The organism is Streptomyces sp. SM10 (assembly GCF_002910915.1).
Classification (GTDB): Bacteria; Actinomycetota; Actinomycetes; order Streptomycetales; family Streptomycetaceae; genus Streptomyces.
In genome coordinates this window covers 58803-79839 of sequence record NZ_NEUF01000009.1, presented here as the reverse complement: position 1 = coordinate 79839, position 21037 = coordinate 58803, and the positions used below count along the sequence as shown (strand labels likewise).

Annotated in this window: 20 protein-coding genes; 14 read left to right on the top strand and 6 right to left on the bottom strand. The window is 72.5% G+C overall.

Going from position 1 to position 21037, the window contains the following annotated elements; genetic code table 11:
• Positions 1-913: C40 family peptidase (locus B9S57_RS00625; protein WP_103513560.1), on the top strand; the 913-nt coding region annotated here is incomplete at its 5' end.
• 16 nt (positions 914-929) lie between these two features.
• The gene (locus B9S57_RS00620; RefSeq protein WP_181011187.1) at positions 930-2183 is read left to right on the top strand and encodes a hypothetical protein; all 1254 of its coding nucleotides are present in this window, start codon (positions 930-932) and stop codon (positions 2181-2183) included.
• Here the strand turns inward: B9S57_RS00620 and B9S57_RS00615 are convergent.
• A complete protein-coding gene (locus B9S57_RS00615; RefSeq protein ID WP_103513559.1) occupies positions 2140-3396 on the bottom strand; it encodes a glycosyltransferase family 87 protein in 1257 nt (418 codons plus the stop codon). The genes B9S57_RS00620 and B9S57_RS00615 overlap by 44 nt on opposite strands.
• 77 nt (positions 3397-3473) lie before the next feature.
• On the opposite strand from B9S57_RS00615, the gene B9S57_RS00610 reads away from it, so the two are divergent.
• Entirely contained in the window at positions 3474-4616 is a 1143-nt protein-coding gene (locus B9S57_RS00610; RefSeq protein WP_103513552.1) for a glycosyltransferase family 4 protein, read from the top strand.
• Positions 4617-4702: 86 nt separating this feature from the next.
• Here the strand turns inward: B9S57_RS00610 and B9S57_RS00605 are convergent, their stop codons facing one another.
• The gene (locus tag B9S57_RS00605) at positions 4703-6499 is read right to left on the bottom strand and encodes a long-chain fatty acid--CoA ligase (RefSeq protein ID WP_103513551.1); all 1797 of its coding nucleotides are present in this window, start codon (positions 6497-6499) and stop codon (positions 4703-4705) included.
• Between the two features lie 280 nt (positions 6500-6779).
• On the opposite strand from B9S57_RS00605, the gene B9S57_RS00600 reads away from it, so the two are divergent.
• The 6 genes from B9S57_RS00600 (at position 6780) to B9S57_RS00575 (ending at position 11760) form a co-directional block, all read left to right on the top strand.
• A complete protein-coding gene (locus B9S57_RS00600; protein ID WP_181011186.1) occupies positions 6780-7589 on the top strand; it encodes a metallophosphoesterase in 810 nt (269 codons plus the stop codon).
• Between the two features lie 122 nt (positions 7590-7711).
• Positions 7712-8161 carry an SRPBCC family protein gene (locus tag B9S57_RS00595; RefSeq protein ID WP_073747652.1) on the top strand — a complete coding sequence of 150 codons (450 nt, stop codon included), beginning with the start codon at positions 7712-7714 and terminating at the stop codon, positions 8159-8161.
• 4 nt (positions 8162-8165) lie between these two features.
• The gene (locus B9S57_RS00590; protein WP_103513550.1) at positions 8166-9347 is read left to right on the top strand and encodes an ArsA family ATPase; all 1182 of its coding nucleotides are present in this window, start codon (positions 8166-8168) and stop codon (positions 9345-9347) included.
• Between the two features lie 80 nt (positions 9348-9427).
• Positions 9428-9910, top strand: coding sequence for a DUF5304 domain-containing protein (locus B9S57_RS00585; protein WP_103513549.1), 483 nt, complete (start codon positions 9428-9430; stop codon positions 9908-9910).
• Positions 9911-9985: 75 nt separating this feature from the next.
• Positions 9986-10927, top strand: a complete 942-nt coding sequence (locus B9S57_RS00580; protein ID WP_103513548.1) for an ROK family glucokinase — start codon at positions 9986-9988, stop codon at positions 10925-10927.
• Between the two features lie 71 nt (positions 10928-10998).
• Positions 10999-11760 (top strand): endonuclease/exonuclease/phosphatase family protein, encoded by a 762-nt coding sequence (locus B9S57_RS00575; protein WP_103513547.1) that lies wholly within the window; start codon positions 10999-11001, stop codon positions 11758-11760.
• A gap of 54 nt (positions 11761-11814) precedes the next feature.
• Here B9S57_RS00575 and B9S57_RS00570 read toward each other — a convergent pair whose 3' ends face one another.
• Together B9S57_RS00570 and B9S57_RS00565 are read right to left on the bottom strand one after the other, a co-directional pair.
• Positions 11815-12486: a hypothetical protein gene (locus B9S57_RS00570; protein ID WP_103513546.1), complete on the bottom strand. Its 672-nt coding sequence runs from the start codon at positions 12484-12486 to the stop codon at positions 11815-11817.
• Complete coding sequence (locus tag B9S57_RS00565; RefSeq protein ID WP_103513545.1) at positions 12479-13258, bottom strand: carboxylesterase; 780 nt, start codon at positions 13256-13258, stop codon at positions 12479-12481. Before B9S57_RS00565 ends, B9S57_RS00570 begins: the two co-directional genes overlap by 8 nt.
• A gap of 215 nt (positions 13259-13473) precedes the next feature.
• Between B9S57_RS00565 and B9S57_RS00560 the strand changes: the two genes are divergently transcribed.
• The 4 genes from B9S57_RS00560 (at position 13474) to B9S57_RS00545 (ending at position 17382) form a co-directional block, all read left to right on the top strand.
• Positions 13474-14193 carry a 1-acyl-sn-glycerol-3-phosphate acyltransferase gene (locus tag B9S57_RS00560; protein ID WP_103513544.1) on the top strand — a complete coding sequence of 240 codons (720 nt, stop codon included), beginning with the start codon at positions 13474-13476 and terminating at the stop codon, positions 14191-14193.
• A 60-nt stretch (positions 14194-14253) separates the two neighbouring features.
• On the top strand, positions 14254-15471 hold the full coding sequence (macS, locus tag B9S57_RS00555) for a MacS family sensor histidine kinase (RefSeq protein WP_103513543.1): 1218 nt from the start codon (positions 14254-14256) through the stop codon (positions 15469-15471).
• Positions 15468-16160, top strand: coding sequence for a response regulator transcription factor (locus B9S57_RS00550; protein ID WP_103513542.1), 693 nt, complete (start codon positions 15468-15470; stop codon positions 16158-16160). The genes macS and B9S57_RS00550 overlap by 4 nt, the downstream gene beginning before the upstream one ends.
• Before the next feature lie 217 nt (positions 16161-16377).
• Positions 16378-17382 (top strand): 2-hydroxyacid dehydrogenase, encoded by a 1005-nt coding sequence (locus B9S57_RS00545; RefSeq protein WP_103513541.1) that lies wholly within the window; start codon positions 16378-16380, stop codon positions 17380-17382.
• Between the two features lie 30 nt (positions 17383-17412).
• On the opposite strand, the gene B9S57_RS00540 is transcribed toward B9S57_RS00545, so the two are convergent.
• Entirely contained in the window at positions 17413-19299 is a 1887-nt protein-coding gene (locus tag B9S57_RS00540) for an anthranilate synthase family protein (RefSeq protein WP_103513540.1), read from the bottom strand.
• A gap of 96 nt (positions 19300-19395) precedes the next feature.
• Positions 19396-19452, bottom strand: a complete 57-nt coding sequence (locus tag B9S57_RS36310) for a trp operon leader peptide (protein ID WP_079159714.1) — start codon at positions 19450-19452, stop codon at positions 19396-19398.
• 105 nt (positions 19453-19557) lie between these two features.
• On the opposite strand from B9S57_RS36310, the gene B9S57_RS00535 reads away from it, so the two are divergent.
• Entirely contained in the window at positions 19558-20904 is a 1347-nt protein-coding gene (locus B9S57_RS00535; protein ID WP_258036143.1) for a class II 3-deoxy-7-phosphoheptulonate synthase, read from the top strand.
• The last annotated feature ends 133 nt before the right edge of the window (positions 20905-21037 follow it).

Genomic DNA, 21037 nt, shown 5'->3' with positions numbered 1-21037 from the left:
GCGCAGCTTCAGCCGGTACGGCGTCTTCTCGCCCGTGGACCGGCTGTACGCGGAGGCCGAGCGTGCGACCGAGCGGTACAACGCGGCCCGGGAGAGCCTCGGCCGGCTGCGCGGCCGCATCGACCGGGCCCAGGACTCGGCGGCCCGCACGCAGGAGGACATCAACCGGATGCGGACGTCCCTCGGCTCGATGGCGGGCGCCCAGTACCGCTCGGGCGGCATCGACCCCTCGGTCGCCCTGCTGCTCTCCTCGGACCCGGACACCTACCTGGACCGGGCTGCCGCCCTGGACCGTGCGGGCGAGCGGCGCGCCGTCACGCTGGACAAGCTCCACCGGGCCCAGCGCAAGATCGCCCAGAGCCGCGCGGAGGCCGCCGGCGCCCTGGTCGCCATGGAACGCGACCGGGCCTCCGTGGCGCGCCACAAGCGCGCCGTGGAGGGCAAACTGGCCCGGGCCCGGCAGCTGCTCCACGCGCTGCCCGCCGCCGACCGCCGGTCGCTCACCCGCACCTCACGCTCCGGACGCCCGTACGAGGCGTACCCCGGGTCCGGGGCGGAGGCCGGCTCGGCACGCGCCCTGGCGGCGCTCATGGCGGCCCGGGGGGCCCTGGGCCGCCCGTACGTGTGGGGTGCCAACGGGCCCGCCGGGTTCGACTGCTCCGGACTGATGCAGTGGGCCTACGCGCAGGCCGGCGTCGGTCTGCCCAGGACCTCGCAGGCCCAGCGGTACGCGGGCCGCATGGTGCCGCTGTCCCAGGCGCGCCCCGGCGACCTGGTCGCCTACCGCGCGGACGCCAGCCACATCGGCATGTACGCCGGAAACGGCCAGGTCATCCACGCCCCCTACCCGGGCGCGCCCGTCCGCTACGACCCCGTCGGCATGATGCCCGTCTCCTCGGTCACCCGCGTCTGACCGTACGATCGGCAGGATGGCTGTTCGGACGCAGGACGCGCGGCGGGAGCGCACCCGCAGGCGGAGCACGGCGGGCGCCGTGGTCGCCGCCCTGCTGCTCGCGCCCGCGTGCGCCGGTCCCGGGGACTCGGCCACCGGGACCACCGCCCGGGAGGTCGCCGCCACCCTCGACCGCCGGGCGGCGGCGGTCATGGAACACGACACCGCCGCGTACCTGGCCGCGCTCGACCCCCGGGCCGCCTCCTTCCGGGCGGCCCAGCGCACCGAGCTGCACAACCTCGCCGACGTACCGCTGGAGTCATGGGCGTACGAGGTGAAGGAGGTGACCGGTGAGGGGGCGGACCGGGTCACCGCCGAGGTCGAGCTGCGCTACCGCATCCAGGGCTACGACACGGCGCCCATGTCCTCCTCCCGCACGGTGGAGCTGGTCCGGCGGGGAGAGGACCGCACCTGGTACATAGCCGCCGACCGGGCCGCGGACGGCGCACCGGGCCAGCTCTGGCAGCAGGGCGACGTCGAGGTCGTACGCGGCACGCACAGCCTGGTCCTCGGGGTCGGACGCAGGACGGAGGAGCTGCGCCGCATCGCGGCCACCGCCGACCGGGCCGTCCCGGCCGTCACCGGCGCCTGGCCGGAGCCCTGGGCCGAGCGGGTCGTGGTGCTCGTCCCCGAGTCCGTGGAGGACATGGCGGGGCTCCTGGACTCACCCGTGGCCAGCTACCGGGGCATAGCCGCCGTCACCACCGGCGAGGTCGGCGGCAGCGCCACGGCGCCCGCGGACCGCGTCATCGTCAATCCGGGGGCGTACGGCATGCTCGGCGACTTCGGGCAGCGCGTCGTCCTCACCCACGAGACCACCCACGTGGCGACCCGCGCGCACACCTCCGCCGCTACCCCGGTCTGGCTCTCCGAAGGCTTCGCGGACCGGACCGCCTACCGCCAGGAGAGCCGGACCGCCCCGGAGATCGCCCCCGAACTCGCCGAGGCGGTCCGGCGCGGTGACCTTCCCGCGGGGCTGCCCACCGACGAGGACTTCGGCTTCGGCGGGGACGCCGCGAAGCTCGCACGGGCCTACGAGGGCGGCTGGCTGGCCTGCGAGCTGATCGCGCAGGAGTGGGGCGAGGAGAAGCTGATCGCCTTCTACGAGGCCGTGGGGAGCCGTTCGGAGCGCGACGGGGCCGTGGAGCAGGCCATGCACACGGTGCTCGGCACCACGCCCCAGGACTTCACGGCGCGCTGGCGGGAGTATCTGCGCGACCGGCTGGCCTGATCCTCTCCGTGCCGCGCCCCTTGCGTGCGCCGGGTACGGTCTCCCGCCACAGCCGCCGCCCCGCGCTCACCGTCGCCACGGCCAGCAGACCGTTGCGTACGGCCATGAGCGCCACGCCCCCGGCGTCACTGGCCACCACGTGCGCGAAGCCGAGCGGGAACTCCAGCAGCGTCACGGCGGTGGCCACCAGCACCAGACACGCGGGCGGCGCCATCCGGCTGCCCCGGAACACCAGGCAGACCGCCCCGACGCCGAGCGGCCACACCATGTACTGGGGGCTGACGACCCGGCTGGTCACGGTGAAGAGCAGCACCGCGGTGAACGCCGCGTCCGCCGGGGTGTGCACGGCGAACGTCCGGGCCCTCAGCCGCCACACCAGCAGCCAGCCGAAGGCCGGCACGCTCAGCGCCAGGGCCAGCGTGCTGACCAGCGCCACATGAGGTCCGGCGAACTCCATCGAGCCGTAGCGGAGCTCCACCCGGCCCTCCCAGCCGAACTGCCTGGCCACGTGGAAGGCCAGCGCCCCCAGCGACTCGATCTCCAGCCCCCGGTCCCGCTGGAACGTCAGGAAGGCGAACGCGCCGGGCAGCGCCACCGCCGACACCAGGGCCAGCACGGCCGCGGTCACCGCCGCGGCCGACCAGGACCGGCGGGTGGCCCTGCCCCGGGCGGTGCCCACCAGCAGCAGCACCGGCCACACCTTCAGCAGCGTGCCGAAGGCGGCCAGCGCCCCCAGCACCCTGGGGTGCCGCACGCCCGCCAGCAGCGCGGCCACCGCTACGGCCGTCACCATCAGGTCGTAGCGGGCGTAGACGGTCGGTCCGAGCAGCGGCACACCCGCCACCCACAGCCACGCACCCGCGTCACGGGCGCCCGGCCGGCCTCCCGCGTACAGCAGCAGTCCGAACACCAGGGCGTCGCAGAGCAGGACCAGGACGAAGAAGGCGGAGGCGTACTCCAGGAAGGGCAGCAGACCGGGGGAGAGCACGGCGAGCGCGGCGGCCGGCGGATACTGCCAGGTGACGTCGTCCAGCGGATACGAACCGGCCCGGAACACCTCGTACCAGCCCCGGTAGATCGCCGAGACATCGCTCGTGACGTCCGGGCCCGGCACCGTGAACACCTTGAAGACGCAGAGCAGCAGCACCGCCCGGGTGAGAGCCCACACGGAGAGGGACAGAGCCCGGCCTCCCCGGCCACTCGTACCTGTCATGCCCGCCATGATGCAGGTCCCGGCTGTGCGGGAGCCGTCAGGCAGGGCCGTCGGGCCGCCCGGTACTGTCGGCGGCGATGGACAAGACGCTGATCGTGACGAACGACTTCCCGCCCCGCCCCGGCGGCATCCAGGCCTTCCTGCACAACATGGCGCTGCGCATGGACCCCGAGCGGCTCGTCGTCTACGCCTCCACCTGGAAGCGCGGGACGGAGGGCGCCGAGGCCACCGCCGCCTTCGACGCCGAGCAGCCCTTCACCGTCGTACGCGACCGTACGACGATGCTGCTGCCCACCCCGCGCGTCACCCGCCGGGCGACCGGGCTGCTGCGCGAACACGGCTGCTCGTCCGTGTGGTTCGGCGCGGCCGCACCCCTCGGGCTGATGGCGCCGGCGCTGCGCAGGGCGGGCGCCCGGCGGATCGTGGCCACCACGCACGGCCACGAGGCGGGCTGGGCCCAGCTCCCCGCGTCCCGGCAACTGCTGCGCCGCATCGGCGAGGGCACCGACACGATCACCTACCTCGGCGAGTACACCCGGTCCAGGATCGCTGCCGCGCTCACCCCGCAGGCCGCGGGCCGCATGGTCCAACTGCCCCCCGGGGTCGACGAGGAGACCTTCCGCCCGGACTCCGGGGGCGACCGGATCAGGGCCCGGCTCGGCCTCACCGACCGGCCCGTCGTCGTCTGCGTGTCACGGCTCGTCCCGCGCAAGGGCCAGGACACCCTGATCCTGGCCATGCCCGCGATCCTGGCGCGGGTGCCGGACGCCGTCCTGCTGGTCGTCGGCGGCGGACCGTACGCCGGGCAGCTGAGGAAGCTGGCCGCCGAGACGGGCGTCCAGGACTCCGTGCGTTTCACCGGACCGGTGCCCTGGGAGGAGCTCCCCGCGCACTACGGGGCGGGCGACGTCTTCGCCATGCCCTGCCGCACCCGGCGCGGCGGGCTCGACGTCGAAGGCCTCGGCATCGTCTACCTGGAGGCGTCCGCGACCGGGCTGCCGGTCGTGGCGGGCGACTCGGGGGGCGCCCCGGACGCCGTGCTCGACGGCGAGACCGGGTGGGTGGTCCGGGGAGGCTCCGCCGAGGAGTCCGCCGACCGGATCGTCACCCTGCTCGGCGATCCGGAGCTGCGCCGTCGCATGGGGGAGCGGGGCAGGGAATGGGTCGAGGAGAAGTGGCGCTGGGACCTGCTCGCCGGAAAGCTCGAGGCGCTGCTCTGAGCGCGTAGGGATCGCGGACACGAGGAGGGGCCCGCACCGGTCACGCGGCACGGTGCGGGCCCCCTCCTCGCTGTGAAGCGTCCGTATCAGCCGCGGTAGATCGACTCGACCTCGTCGGCGAAGTCCTTCGCCACGACGTTGCGCTTCAGCTTCAGCGAGGGGGTGATGTGGCCCGCCTCCTCGGTGAACTGCGCCGCCAGGATGCGGAACTTGCGCACGGACTCGGCCTTGGAGACCGCCGCGTTCCCGTCGTCCACCGCCCGCTGCACCTCGGCCAGCAGCTCGGGGTCCTCACGCAGCGACACCGCGGTCGACCCGGCCGGCTTGCCGTTCTCCTCGGCCCAGCGCGAGAGGAACTCCTCGTCGAGGGTGAGCAGCGCGCCGACGAACGGCCGTCCGTCGCCGACCACCATGCACTCGGCGACCAGCGCGTGCGCGCGGATCCGGTCCTCGATCACGGCCGGCGCGACGTTCTTGCCGCCCGCCGTCACGATGATCTCCTTCTTGCGGCCCGTGATCGCGAGATAGCCGTCCTCGTCGAGCGTGCCGATGTCACCCGTGTGGAACCAGCCGTCGGCCAGCGCCTCCGCCGTCGCCGTCTCGTTATTCCAGTACCCGGTGAACAGGTGCTCGCCGTGCAGCAGCACCTCGCCGTCGTCGGCGATCCGCACGACGGAACCCGGCAGCGGCTGGCCGACCGTGCCGATCTTCTGGCGGTCCCAGGGGTTGAAGGCCGTGGCGGCGCAGGTCTCCGTGAGGCCGTAGCCCTCCAGGACCGTGAAGCCGATGCCGCGGAAGAAGTGGCCGAGCCGCTCACCCAGCGGTGCGCCGCCCGAGATGGCGTACTCCCCGCGGCCGCCGAGCACGGCACGCAGCTTGCTGAACACCAGCTTGTCGAAGACCTTGTGCTTGACCTTCAGGCCCACCGAGGGCCCCTCCGGGGTGCCCAGGGCGCGGCTGTACGCGATCGCCGTGTCGGCGGCCCGGTCGAAGATCTTGCCCTTGCCGTCGGCCTGGGCCTTGGCGCGCGCCGAGTTGTAGACCTTCTCGAACACGCGCGGCACACCGAGGATGAGCGTCGGCCGGAAGGAGGCCAGCTCGTCGGTGAGGTTCTTGATGTCCGGCACACAGCCGAGCTTGATCGGGGCCATCACCGAGGCGACCTCGACCAGCCGGCCGAAGACGTGCGCGGCGGGGAGGAAGAGCAGGACGGAGCACTCACCGGTCCGGAAGAGGGGCTTGAGCCGCTCCACGATGTTGCCGCACTCCGCGAAGAAGCTGCGGTGCGTCAGGACACAGCCCTTGGGGCGGCCGGTGGTGCCCGAGGTGTAGACGATCGTCGCCGGGTCGTCGGCCTTGGCGCTCACCATGCGCAGGTCCAGGGTCTCTTCGGAGACTCCGGCACCCGCCGCGGCGAGCTCACCGACGGCGCCCCGGTCGATCTGCCAGACGTGCTGCAGGGCGGGGAGCCGGTCACGCACCGCGGCGACGGAGTCCGCGTGGGTGTCGCTCTCCACGACCACCGCGACCGCGCCCGAGTCGCCGAGTATCCACTGGACCTGCTCGGGCGAGCTGGTCTCGTACACGGGGACGGTGACGGCGCCCGCGCTCCAGATGGCGAAGTCGAGCAGGACCCACTCGAAGCGGGTCCGCGACATGAGGGCCACCCGGTCGCCGGGCTGGATCCCGGAGGCGATCAGGCCCCGGGCGGTGTCCTTGACCTCAGTGAGGAACCGGGTCGCCGTGACGTCCGTCCAGACGCCGGCCACCTTCCGGCTCATCACCGCGACGTCGGGATGCTGAGCGGCGTTGCGGCGGATGAGATCCGTCAGGTTGCCGTCCGTAGGGACCTCGTACAGGGCCGGAAGGCTGAACTCGCGCAAGACTGCTGCTCCTCATCGGGCTCCGGTTCCACGGCTCTGTGCGACGCACCGGATCGGTCCAAGACTGGCAGATGCTCAGTGGGGTGAGCACGACTGGACTGGCCGGACGTTACCCACCGGTACTCGGTTCCGGAAAGGGGTTTCCGGCCAGATGTCTTATGCATCACACATATCGGTGGTCCTTCGGCGCACATTAGTCCACCCGTGTCCCGATCCGGAAGTAATCGCAGGTCCGACGGCCTCTACCCAGAGTGGCGAGCGGAGACCTAGGGTGATCTCCATGCGAGCCGGCACACCGCACGATCAGCACGGAACCCCCACTCGACGGACACGCGTGCACGTGGTCAGCGACGTGCACGGCAACACCGAGGCGCTGGCGCGGGCAGGGGACGGCGCGGACGCCCTGATCTGCCTCGGGGACCTCGTCCTCTTCCTCGACTACGCCGACCACTCGCGCGGCATCTTCCCCGACCTGTTCGGCGTCGCCAACGCCGACCGGATCGTCGAGCTGCGCACCGCGCGCCGCTTCGACGAGGCCCGCGCCTTCGGCCGCGAGCTGTGGGCGGGCCGGGACCGCAACGCGGCGATCCTGTCCGCCGTACGCAAGCAGTACGCCGAGATGTTCGCGGTGATGCCCACCCCGACGTACGCCACCTACGGCAATGTCGACGTGCCCACGCTCTGGCCCGAGTACGCCCGATCCGGTACCACGGTGCTGGACGGCGAGCGGATCGAGATCGGCGGCCGGGTCTTCGGGTTCGTCGGGGGCGGGCTCAGGACCCCCATGAACACCCCGTACGAGATCAGCGACGAGGAGTACGCCGCCAAGGTCGAGGCCCTCGGTCCCGTGGACGTCCTCTGCTCCCACATCCCGCCGGAGGTCCCGGAGCTGACGTACGACACCGTGGCCCGGCGCTTCGAACGCGGCAGCCGCGCGCTCCTCGACGCGATCCACCGCACCCGGCCCCGCTACGCGATCTTCGGCCACGTCCACCAGCCGCTGGTCCGCCGGATGCGGATCGGCGTCACCGAGTGCGTCAACGTCGGGCACTTCGCCTCGACCGGCCGCCCCTGGGCCATGGAGTGGTGAGCGACACGGCCGGGCGCCCGCGGGGCCGGGGCGCGGACGGGAGGGCCGCGGCCACGCGATAGCCTGCACACGGCAGGCCTCTGCCGAACGCGACCGGTACACCGCACTGGAGGGCCACGGCGATGGCTGAACACACCAGCTCGAGCATCACGATCGAGGCGGCACCGGCCGACGTCATGGGAGTGATCGCAGACTTCGCGCGCTATCCGGAATGGACGGGCGAGGTGAAGGAGGCCGAGATCCTGGCCACCGACGACCAGGGACGCGCCGAGCAGGTGCGCCTCGTCCTGGACGCCGGCGCGATCAAGGACGACCATGTCCTCGCCTACACCTGGAACAGCCCCTACGAGGTCGGCTGGACCCTCGTCAAGTCCCAGATGCTGCGCGCCCTCGACGGGAGCTACGCGCTGGCGCCGCTGGGCGACGGCGACCGCACCGAGGTCACCTACCGGCTCGCCGTCGACGTCAAGATCCCCCTCCTCGGCATGATCAAGCGCAAGGCCGAGAAGGTCATCATCGACCGCGCCCTCGCCGGGCTGAAGAAGCGCGTCGAGTCCGTCCCGAAGGCCTGATCAGGTGCGTACGGTCCTCGTCACCGGCCCCGGCGGCGGAGGCCGTACGACCGTCGCCGCGGCGACCGCGCTCGCAGCGGCCCGCAGCGGCCGGCGCACCCTCCTGGTCTCCGCCGACGCCGTGCCCGCCTTCGCCGCGGGTGCCGTCCCCACCGAGGTCACCGAGCGGCTCCACTGCGCCCGCATCGACTCCGCCGCGCACTTCCGCGAGGAGCTCCTCGCGCTCCAGGACCGGGCGTCCGGGGTGCTCGACCTGCTCGGCGCCAACCGGCTCGACGGCGAGGAACTCACCGAGCTGCCGGGCAGTGCGCAGCTCGCCGTCCTGCACACCCTGCGCCGGGCGGCCGAGGGTGACTGGTCCGAGGACGGCTACGAGGTCCTCGTCGTCGACCTCCCCCCGCTCACCGAGGCCGTGGCCCTGCTCGCGCTGCCCGGGCAGCTGCGCCGCTACCTGCGCCGTCTCCTGCCCCGCGAACGCCAGGCCGCCCGCGCCCTGCGCCCGGTGCTCGCCCAGCTCGCGGGCGTCCCCATGCCCGCGCAGTGGCTCTACGAGGCCGCCGCCCGCAAGGACGCCGAACTGGCGGCCGTCCAGGCGCTGATCGAGGACGACGCGACCACCGTGCGGCTCGTGGCGGAACCCGGGCAGGCCGCCGGGGAGGCGCTGGGCGCCGCCCGTACGGGACTCGCCCTGCACGGACTGCGCGTCGACGCCGTCGTCGCCTCCCGGGTCCTGCCGCGCCACTCCGCCGACCCCTGGTTCGCGGATCTCGCCGCCGCCCAGGAGAAGTGCCTGGACCACTGGCACCAGGAGTGGGCGCCCTCGACACCCGTGCACGAGACCGACCACCTCGGGCGCGAGCCGCGCACCCTCGACGACCTGGCGCTGCTCGCCGAGGTCCTGGCACCGGACGGCCGGGAACCGGGACACGCCGGAGGCCCCTGGTGGACCGAGGACGCCGGCGACGGTGTCATCGCCTGGTGCCTGCCCCTGCCCGGCGCGGTCAAGGAGGGCCTCGGGCTGATCCGGCGCGGTGACGAACTGCTCCTCACCGCAGGGCCGTTCCACCGGATCGTGCGCCTGGAGTCCGCGCTGCGCCGCTGCACCGTCTCCGGAGCCGCGCTGACCGACGGAGTCCTGCGTGTCCGGTTCACACCTGACCCCGCGCTCTGGCCCCGGACACCATGAACGGCGTACCACCGTTCGGGTAACGTCGGTAGTACGTGGCTCGCACGGCCACGCAGGCAACCGCGTCGCAGGAGTCCGCCATGAGTGAAGCCACCGATCGTCCCGCCGACGACGACGCGTGGGCGGAGGCCTGCGCCGAGGACCTCGAAGCCGAGAAGGCCCGTCGGCGGGCGGAGTACGGACAGCAGCCCGGTTCCGCCGCCGAGGAGCTGCGCAAGCTGATCGACGCCGTGGCCGACAAGGTCTCCTCCCTGCAGTCGCCCCTGCTGGGCATGGCCGCCCAGGGGACCGTCCAGCAGGTGATCCGGCAGGCCAGGTCCGCGGTCGAACCCGTCATCGACCGCAACCCGGAACTCTTCGACCACCTCGCCGCCGCGGGGAACGAGCTCCTGGCCGCCTACCGCTCCGCCGTGGAGGGCCAGGAAGGCCGCTGGACCCGGGGCACCGAGGGCGCCTCCGGCGGCACCGGAAGCACCCCCGGCACCGGGAAGAAGGCGGCCGAGGACCCCTCGGACCCGCGTGACGAGGGCACCGGGGGCAGCGAACACATCGACCTGGACTGACCCTGGGCAGGAAATACCCGTCCCCGGCTCGGGTACGGTTGGCCGTAGCGGGGCTCGACCGAAACTGAGGGATTCATGGGACTCACCATCGGCGTCGATATCGGCGGCACGAAGATCGCGGCTGGAGTGGTCGACGAAGAGGGCCGGATCCTCTCGACGTTCAAGGTATCGACCCCGCCGACGGCCGAAGGCATCGTGGACGCCATCAGCGCCGCCGTGGCCGGGGCGAGCGAGGGACACGACGTCGACGCCGTAGGCATCGGCGCGGCCGGATACGTCGACGACAAGCGCGCCACCGTGCTGTTCGCCCCCAACATCAACTGGCGTCACGAGCCGCTCAAGGACAAGGTCGAACAGCGCGTCGGCCTCCCCGTCGTCGTCGAGAACGACGCCAACGCGGCGGCCTGGGGCGAATACCGCTTCGGCGCCGGCCAGGGGCACGAGGACGTCATCTGCATCACGCTCGGCACCGGGCTGGGCGGCGGCATCATCATCGGCAACAAGCTCCGCCGCGGACGCTTCGGCGTGGCGGCGGAATTCGGTCACATCCGGGTCGTCCCGGACGGGCTGCTCTGCGGCTGCGGCAGCCAGGGCTGCTGGGAGCAGTACGCCTCCGGGCGGGCGCTCGTGCGGTACGCGAAGCAGCGTGCCAACGCCACCCCGGAGAACGCGCCGATCCTGCTGGGCCTGGGTGACGGCACGGTCGAGGGCATCGAGGGCAAGCACATCAGCGAGGCCGCCCGGCAGGGCTGCCCCGTGGCCGTCGACTCCTTCCGCGAGCTGGCCCGCTGGGCCGGTGCCGGACTGGCAGACCTCGCCTCGCTCTTCGACCCGTCGGCCTTCATCGTCGGCGGCGGCGTCTCGGACGAGGGCGAGCTGGTCCTCGACCCGATCCGCAAGTCGTTCCGGCGCTGGCTGATCGGCGGCGAGTGGCGCCCGCACGCGCAGGTCCTCGCGGCCCAACTGGGCGGCAAGGCGGGCCTGGTGGGTGCGGCGGACCTGGCACGCCAGGGCTGAGCCAACCGAGCACGTCCGACGCCCGTCGCGCCCTCCGGGGCGCGGCGGGCGTCCGTCGTATCGTGCCTCCCATGGTCACGACGCCGATGCCCCTGCCCGACTCCCGTACCGAGCCGGACGGTTCAGCCGTCGTCCGGGTGCTCAGCTACAACATCCGCTCGCTGCGTGACGACACCGAGGCGCTGGCCCGTGTCATCCGCGCCTGCGCACCCGACCTGGTGTGCCTCCAGGAGGCCCCCCGCTTCTTCCGGTGGCGCAAGGCGGCGGCCCGGCTCGCGGCCATGACCGACCTGGTGATCCTCAGTGGCGGGGCCACGGCGGCCGGGCCGCTGCTGCTCTGCTCCCTGCGCGCCACCGTGGAGCGCACCGAGGACGTCCTGCTGCCGCTCACCCCGGGGCTGCACCGGCGCGGCCTGGCCACGGCGGTCGTACGGATCGCGCGGGCCAGGCTCGGCGTGGTGAGCTGCCATCTGAGCTTGCAGCGCGAGGAGCGGCTGGCCCAGGCGGGCATGCTGCTGGAGCGGGTCGAGGCGATGGACGTCCCGCACGCGGTCGTGGCCGGTGACCTCAACGACGTACCGGAGGGGCCCGCCTTCCGGCAGCTGGCCGGGAGCCTTCAGGACTGCCGGACCGCGCGGCCGTGGGGCGGGGAGCTCACCTTTCCGCCGGCCGCGCCCCGCAAGCGCATCGACGCGGTGTTCGCGACGGACGGCGTCGAGGTCCTCGGATGCGGGGTCCCCGCGGACCTGCCCGGGGTCACCGGCGCGGATCTGAGGGCGGCCACGGACCACCTGCCCGTGCTGGCGGCTCTCAGGGTGCCCGCGACGGGCTGAGCCGGTACGGGGCCGGGGGAGGAGGGCGCTCTCCTGCCCGCCAGGGCACGCGGGTCAGACGACCGCGCCGCGCCCCGGATCGTCGTCCTCCTCCGCGTCGTGGGGCATGCGTGCCACCAGGGTGGCGAAGCCACCCAGGAAACCGCCGATGGAGAGCGTGGTGAGCCACCACGTCATCTCCCACTGCATCAGCACCGCGACCAGCATCAGCACCGGGCCGCCGACCACGGCGAGCCAGGCGAACTTCGCCGTCACATCGGCCTCGGGGAGCGGCGGCGGCTCCGGGGGGACGAAGTGCCCCTCCTCGCTGTCGTCCGGGTCGTCGATGCCGTCGTCCCCGGGCTCCTCCAGGCCGTAGTCACGCGGGCCCGCGACCCCCGGGGCGAAGACGACCGATCCGCCGAGCGGCCTCCTCTCCGCCGGTCCACCGGGTGCCTTCCCGCTCACTCCCTTGTCCGCGTCCTCGCCCGCGCCGGACTCCGGCTCGGGGCCCAGGACGTTCAGCTGGTCGTCCTCCAGCAGGGCCAGGTCCTCGATCGACTTGAACGGCTTGGCGCCCGGCGGGTCCGGCGGCTCCTCGCCGTACCCCGCGACGATCGCCTCCCAGGCCGCGGCCTCGTCGAACGGCCCGGCCCCCTCCGCACCCTCGGGCACGGCCTGTCCCTCCGTGGGGCGCGGTTCGCGCTCCTCGTCACTGCCCGCGCGCTCCGCGTCGTGCTCAGCCACCGGACGTGCTCCCCTTCTTGCCAGCGTCGAGTGCGAGGCGGTCGATGAACCGGAGGCTCTCCTCGAAGATCCGCTCCGCATCGTGGTCCAACGTCGCGACGTGGTAGCTCTGTTCCAGGAGGATCTCCCGGACGTCCCGGGACGAGACCCGGCTGAGGATCCGCGCCGAGTCCGCCGGCGGCACGACGTGGTCCTGCGGACTGTGCAGCAGCACGACCGGCTGGGTGACCTGGGGCAGATCGGCGTCGACCAGCCGGAAGAACGCCCGCACGGAGTGCGCCGCGTGCAGCGGCACCCGGTCGTAGCCGACCTCTTCGGAGCCCTCCAGCGCGATGTCGCTCGTCAGCCCCTTCGTCGTCCGCACCAGGTGCCGGGCGAGGGGCAGGGCGTACGCCGAGAGGCCGTGGACCTTGTTGGCCGGGTTCACCAGCACCAGGCCCGCGATCTCGTCCCCGTGCTTCGCGGCGAGGCGCAGCGCGAGGGCCCCGCCCATGGAGAGGCCGAAGACGAAGACCCGCTCGCAGCGGTCACGCAGGGCACGCAGCTCCCGGTCCACCTCCGCGTACCAGTCCTGCCAGCCCGTGACGGCCATGTCCTCCCAGCGCGTGCCGTGTCCGGGCAGCAGCGGGAGGGAGACGGTCAGCCCCCGCTCCGCGAGACGGTCGGCCCAGGGGCGCAGCGACTGCGGCGAACCCGTGAATCCGTGGCAGAGGAGGACGCCGACCTCTCCGCCCTCGTGGCGGAACGGCTCGGCTCCAGGCAGGACCGGCACCGGGGTCTCCTGTTCATGAAGCGGGGCGGGGTGCGGGGGGTGTGCAAAAGGACTACTTCACCGTACGCGACCGGGCCGACACCGACCAGGGCCGTCACCGCCCGAGCGGCCGTCACCTGCGGGGGCGGCCGGGAGGGAGCCCGTCCCGAGGGGGCGGGGGAGGCCGCGGCGCCACAGGTTAAGGTCTCATCGACGGCACACAGGAGGCACCCGACTTGATCTACGGCGCAATGAAGTTCTCCATCGGAGGGTCTCTGAAGCTCGCCTTCAGGCCGTGGGCGGAGGGCCTGGAGAACATCCCCGCACGCGGGCCGGCGATTCTCGCGAGCAACCATCTGTCCTTCTCCGACTCCTTCTTCCTGCCCGCGGTCCTCGACCGCAAGGTCACCTTCATCGCCAAGGCGGAGTACTTCACCGCGCCCGGGGTGAAGGGCAAGCTCACCGCCGCCTTCTTCAAGGGCGTGGGACAGCTCCCCGTGGACCGCTCCGGAGGCCGCGGTGCCGGGGAGGCGGCCATCAAGGCCGGCATCCAGGTGATCGAGAGCGGCGGACTCTTCGGCATCTACCCGGAGGGCACCCGGTCACCCGACGGACGGCTCTACCGGGGCAAGCCCGGCGGCCTCGCCCGGGTGGCGCTCGCCACCGGTGCCCCCGTCATCCCCGTGGCGATGATCGACACGGAGAAGATCCAGCCTCCCGGGCAGGTGGTGCCCAAGCTCATGCGGCCCGGCATCCGGATCGGCGAGCCGCTGGACTTCAGCCGCTACCAGGGCATGGAAGGGGACCGCTTCATCCTGCGCTCGGTGACCGACGAGGTCATGTACGAGATCATGAAGCTCTCCGGCCAGGAGTACGTGGACATCTACGCGACGGCGGCCAAGCGGCAGATCGCCGAGGAGGCGAAGAAAAAGGGAACGGAGCGGTCCGGCGCGTAGGGGTGCGACCGGCCGTCCGGAGCGGGCAGCATGACAGGGGCGGGTACCGGGGGAGGGCACATGGCGGGGCGTGAACGGGTCGTACGGATGTCGGTCGAGCAGCCCCTGTGGCGGGCGCTGACCGCGTACCGCGTGCTGACTCTGGTCTACGCGGCGCTGCTCGCCGGTTTCGGCCGCGAGAAGTACGAGCGTCCGTGGGTGGCCGTCGCCTTCCTGGTGGTCCTCGCCCTCTGGACGGCTCTCACCCTTCCCAGGGTGGCCAACGCCGCGAGCTGCACCAAGCGCTTCCTCGGCCTGGACCTCGTCGTCGCCCTGACCGGGATCCTCCTGACCCCGCTCGCCGACTTCGACGCCCAGCACTCGGACGGCCCGACGCTTCCCTCGATCTGGACCGCGGGCTCCGTCCTCGCCTTCGCGCTCAAGGGCGGCTGGCGCTGGGCGGCCTTCGCCTCGACCCTCGTCGCCGCCGCCAACATCGTCGAGCGCGGCGAGCCCAGCGAGGACACCTTCCACAACGTGCTGCTGGTGTGGGTCGCCTCCATCGCCATCGGCTACGTCGTCGAGGTGGCACGCGCCAGTGAGCGCACCCTGGCCCGCGCGCTGGAGATCGAGGCCGCCACCCGGGAGCGCGAGCGCCTCGCCCGCGACATCCACGACAGCGTCCTGCAGGTCCTGGCCATGGTCCAGCGGCGCGGCACGGCGCTGGGCGGCGAGGCCGCGGAGCTCGGACGGATGGCGGGGGAGCAGGAGGTCGCGCTGCGGACCCTGGTCTCCAGCGGTCTGGTGCCCACGACCCGGGTCTCCGAGGACAGCGCCGAGGGCGCGGTGGTCCGCGTGGTGGAGGCCGAGGGGCCCGGGAGCGCGGAATCCGACCTGCGCACGCTGCTCGCCCCGCACGCGAGCTCCCGGGTCACCTTCGCGGAGCCCGGCGCCCCGGTGATGCTCGCCGCGGGTGCCGCGCGTGAGCTCGCCGCCGCCGTCAGCGCCGCGCTGGACAACGTCAGGGTCCACGCGGGGCCGGCCGCCCAGGCGTGGATCCTGGTCGAGGACGAGCCGGACGAGGTGATCGTCACGGTCCGGGACGACGGCCCGGGCATCCCGGAGGGCCGGCTCGACCAGGCGGAGGGGGAGGGCCGGCTCGGAGTCGCCCTGTCGATCCGCGGGCGGCTGCGCGACCTGGGCGGCACAGCAGAGCTGATCTCGGTGTCCGGTCAGGGCACCGAGGTCGAGTTGAAGGTTCCGAAGGTTTCACGGGGGAAGGCAGGATCGGCCCGATGAGTACACCGAACACAGAGGCGTCCGAGGAGCGGGCCATCAAGGTGATGGTCGTCGACGACCACCCGATGTGGCGCGACGCCGTCGCCCGCGACCTGGCCGAGTCCGGCTTCGAGGTGGTCGCGACCGCGGGGGACGGCCCGGGTGCCGTGCGCCGTGCCAGGGCGGCCGCACCGGAGGTCCTGGTGCTCGACCTGAATCTGCCGGGGATGCCCGGCGTCCAGGTCTGCAGGGAACTCGTCGGCTCCCTCCCCGGGCTGCGGGTCCTCGTGCTCTCCGCCAGCGGTGAGCACGCCGACGTCCTGGAGGCGGTGAAGTCGGGCGCCACCGGCTATCTCCTCAAGTCCGCCAGTACCCAGGAGCTGACCGACGCCGTACGCGCCACCGCGGCCGGCGACCCGGTCTTCACACCGGGGCTGGCCGGACTGGTCCTCGGCGAGTACCGTCGGCTCGCCTCCGACCCCGCCCCCGCGGCCCCCGACCGGCCGAAGGTCCCACAGCTCACCGACCGGGAGACGGAGGTGCTGCGCCTGGTCGCCAAGGGGCTGTCGTACAAGCAGATCGCCGAGCGCCTGGTCATCTCCCACCGCACCGTGCAGAACCATGTGCAGAACACCCTGGGCAAGCTCCAGCTGCACAACCGGGTGGAGCTCGTGCGGTACGCCATCGAGGCCGGCCTCGACGACGTGTGACCCGCACGTGCTGCGTACGGCAACGGAATTGACCGTCCGGCCATCCCGGAGTGACCCGGGTCACCATGAGCGTGGCCCCAGCGAGCTCACTTCGGCGAGGGGATGCTTCCATGCGGGTCGGAGTACTGACCGGGGGCGCCCCGGGGGTGCGGGCCGTATATTCGCGAGGACCCCGTATTCGCGAGGGCCGGAACCGCCCCCTCACCCGGGAGACGTCGTGGAAATCCTGGCATTCGGCGTGCAGTCCGACGAGAAGCCGCTGATCGAGAAGGCCTTCGCCGGCCTGCACGACGTCCGCTGCCTGGACGTCTTCCTCACCGAGGACACCGCCCCGATCGCCGCCGGCTACGAGATCATCTCCACCAGCGTCAACGCGGACCTCGGCAGCCAGGTCCTGCAGACGCTCGCCGCCGGCGGCACCCAGATGATCGCCCAGCGCTCCACCGGCTTCAACAACGTCGATCTCGACGTCGCCGAACGGCTCGCCCTGCGCGTCGCCCGCGTCTCCTCCTACTCACCCCACTCGGTGGCCGAATTCGCCTGGACCCTGGCCATGGCCGTCAACCGCCGCATCGTCCGCGCGGTGAGCCGCACCCGGGACTTCGACTTCCGGCTCGACGGGCTCCTCGGCCGGGACATGCACGGCCGCACGGCCGGCGTGGTCGGCACCGGGAAGATCGGTGAGGCGTTCACCCGGATCGCCCACGGCTTCGGCATGAACCTGCTCGGCTGGGACATCGCCGAGAACCCGGCCTGCACCGCGCTCGGCATGACGTACGTGGACAAGGAACGGCTCTTCGCGGAGGCCGACCTGATCAGCCTCCACGTGCCCCTGATGCCGGCCACCCAGCACATCATCGGCGCCGACGCCCTCTCCCGGATGAAGGACGACGCGATCCTCGTCAACTCCAGCCGGGGAGGCCTCATCGACAGCCGCGCGCTCGTCACCGAGCTGCGGGCCGGCCGGTTCACCGGGGTAGGGCTCGACGTCTACGAGGCGGAGGCCGGGCTCTTCTACGTCGACAAGTCCGTCGAAGGCATCGACGACGACACCCTCGCCCGGCTCGTCACCTTCCCCAACGTCGTCGTGACCTCCCACCAGGCGTACTACACGCGTGACGCCGTGGGGCAGATCATCGAGGCCACCGTACGGAACGTCACCGACTACCTGGCCGGCCGCCGCAGCGACAACGTCCTGGTCCCGGCGCACCCCGCACGCTGACTGCCTCCTCGCGCGGGGCCCGCCGGTACCTCAGCCGGCCACCGGCAGCCGGGCCAGCAGCCCGGTCACGATCGCCGCACCGCGCAGCGTCAGCACCGACTCCGGGTGGAACTGCACCGACGCGAAGCCCCTGCCCCGCAGCGCGTGCAGCTCGCCGCCGGCGGTGTCCCGGCTCACCTCGATGCCGTGCGCGCCCAGCTCCGTCTCCGCCGCCTCGTCGCAGCGCGCGGTGAAGCTGTTGTAGAAGCCCACCGTCTCCGGCCTGCCGAACAGGTCGATCCTGGTCTGCGCCCCCTGGTACGGCACCTCCTTGCGCACGATCTCCAGGCCCAGCTCCGCCGCGATCAGCTCATGGCCGAGGCAGACGCCGAGCAGTCCGTGGCGGTGGTCCCGCACGAGCTCGGCGGTCAGCTCCCTCAGCATCCGCATCTTCGGATCGGTGGTGTCTCCCGGGTCGCCGGGGCCGGGCCCCAGCACCACGGGCCCCTCATGCGCCCGCACGGTCCCGCGCAGCCCGGGCTCGTCGTACCGGCGCACCGACACGGTGAGGCCCGAGGAGCGCAGCAGGTGCGCCAGCATCGCCGTGAAGGTGTCCTCGGCGTCCACCACCAGCGCGTGGCCGGACAGGTCGTCGTTACGCTCCTGCATCCGCAGCCAGAAGGGGGCGAGCCCGCCGCGCCGGTCGTCCAGCGCCCCCTGGACGCGGGGGTCGGCGGCCAGCCGCGGACGGCTCGCCTCGGATCCGGGCCGGCCGGGGCGGACGCCGAGCGCCGCGAGGACACCGGCCGCCTTGGCGTGCGTCTCGGCGACCTCACCCTCCGGATCGGAGTGGCGCACGAGGGTGGCCCCGACCGGCACGCGCAGCCGGCCCGACGCGGAGATGTCGGCGGTCCGGATCAGGATCGGCGAGTCCAGCGTCTGGGCCCCGCCGGGCTCTTGGCCCACCAGTGCCAGGGCGCCCGCGTAGTAGCCGCGGCCCTCCGGCTCGTACCGCTCGATCACCCGGCAGGCGTTCTGCACGGGTGAGCCCGTGACCGTCGCCGCGAACATCGTCTCCTTCAGGACCTCGCGCACGTCCAGCGAGGAGCGCCCCCGCAGCTCGTACTCCGTGTGCGCGAGATGCGCCATCTCCTTCAGGCGGGGACCGACCACCACACCGCCCATGTCGCCGACGGTGCACATCATCTTGAGCTCCTCGTCCACCACCATGGAGAGCTCCTCGGTCTCCTTGCGGTCGCCGAGGAAGGCCAGCAGCCCCTCCGCCGTCGGCCCCTCGTCCGGGTAGCGGTAGGTCCCGCTGATCGGGTTCATCACCACCGTCCCGCCGGACATCCGCACGTGGACCTCCGGGCTCGCACCGACCAGGGTCCGCTCCCCGGTGTGCACGACGAACGTCCAGTACGCCCCGCGCTCACCGGCCAGCAGCCGCCGGAACAGGGCCAGCGCGTCCGCCCGCCCGAACCCCGGGATCTCACCGCCGAAGGTCCGCCGGATCACGAAGTTCGCGCCCTCGCCCTGCCCGATCTCGTCCTCGACGACCCGCCGGACGATGTCCGCGTACGCCTCGTCGGCGACGTCGAAGGCCCCGTCCTCGACCCGCACGTCGTGGCCGGGCAGCGCCGCGAGCACCTCGGCCAGCGGCAGCTCGTGCGCCTCGTCGGCGACGAGCACGGCGAGCGGGGTGCCGTCGTCCCGCACGTCGAAGCCGCGCTCGGCGATCTGCCGGAACGGCACGAGGGCCAGCGACGGCAGGTCGCGCACCGGGACGGCGGCGAGCCGCTCCACCTCACGCACCTCGCCGGTCAGGACCTCCACGGTGTCGTGGTCACGGCCGGGGGTGCGCCTGCGCAGCAGCGCGAAGGGCGGGGAGTCGTCACGGAGGAGGGCGGACAAGAGGTCGACGGCACGGTCGGGCATGGGCGTTCCTTCCTGGGGGAGGAACGGCTCCCGGCGCCGGAACGCAGAGAAGGCCGCCCCTCGGGCGGCCTTCGCGAAGTCTGTACGCGCGATGAATCAGCGGGCCGCCGGATGAGCGGTCCACCACCAGTTCTGGATCGTCTGCGCGAACATGCCACGAACCCTAGCGCAAGGGGGGCCACAAACGAGCGCGCGTCTCATTTGCTGAGCGGGCGGATGGGACGGCCCCGCCGACCCCGTAATGTTGTCAAGGTGACCGTGAACGCCAATACCTCCGTCGCCGGTGGCAACACCTGGCGAGACCTTCCCGCGGCGCAGCAGCCCGAGTACCCCGATGCCGAGGCTCTGCGCGACGTACTCGCGGACCTCGAGTCGTATCCTCCGCTCGTCTTCGCCGGCGAGTGCGACCAGCTGCGCGCCCGCCTGGGAGCCGTCGCCAAGGGCGAGGCGTTCCTGCTGCAGGGCGGTGACTGCGCCGAGGCCTTCGACGCCGTGTCCGCCGAGCACATCCGGGCCAAGCTGAAGACGCTGCTGCAGATGAGCGCCGTCCTGACGTACGCGGCCTCCGTGCCGGTCGTCAAGATCGGCCGTATCGCCGGGCAGTACTCGAAGCCGCGCTCCAAGCCGACCGAGACCCGCGACGGCGTGACCCTGCCGACCTACCGCGGCGACTCCGTCAACGGCTTCGAATTCACCGAGGCCTCCCGCGTCCCGGACCCCGAGCGGCTGAAGCGGATGTACCACGCGTCCGCCTCCACGCTGAACCTGGTCCGTGCCTTCACCACCGGTGGCTATGCCGACCTGCGCCAGGTGCACGCCTGGAACCAGGACTTCGTGAGGTCCTCGCCGTCCGGGCAGCGCTACGAGGCGCTGGCCCGCGAGATCGACAACGCCCTGAACTTCATGAAGGCGTGCGGCACGGACCCGGCCGAGTTCAAGGCCGTCGAGTTCTACGCCTCCCACGAGGCGCTGCTGCTCGACTACGAGTCCTCGCTCACCCGCACCGACTCGCGCACGGGTCAGCTCTACGACACCTCGGGCCACATGGTCTGGGTCGGCGAGCGCACCCGGCAGATGGACGGCGCGCACATCGAGTTCGCCTCGAAGATCCGCAACCCCATCGGGATCAAGCTCGGCCCGACGACCACCGTCGACGAGGCGCTCGGCTACGTCGACCGCCTCGACCCCGAGCGCGAGCCCGGCCGGCTGACCTTCATCGTCCGCATGGGCGCCGACAAGGTCCGCGACAAGCTCCCCGAGCTGGTCGAGAAGGTCACCGCCTCCGGCGCGCAGGTGGTCTGGGTCACCGACCCGATGCACGGAAACACCTTCGAGGCCGCGTCCGGCCACAAGACGCGCCGCTTCGACGACGTCCTGGACGAGGTCAAGGGCTTCTTCGAGGTGCACAAGCAGCTCGGGACGCACCCCGGCGGCATCCACGTCGAGCTCACCGGTGACGACGTCACCGAGTGCGTCGGCGGTGGCCACGAGATCTTCGTGGACGATCTGCACCAGCGTTACGAGACCGCCTGCGACCCGCGCCTCAACCGCAGCCAGTCCCTCGACCTGGCCTTCCTCGTCGCCGAGATGTACCGCGACCAGTAAGGATCACCCGTGGTGACGCCCGTGGGGCACGGATCGATGTGATCCGTGCCCCACGGGCGTACCGGGGCTTTTCTGTGCTCGACGTCTTGGGTAAGGTTAGGTTAGCCTCACCGAAAGTTCGGGACGGCGCAGC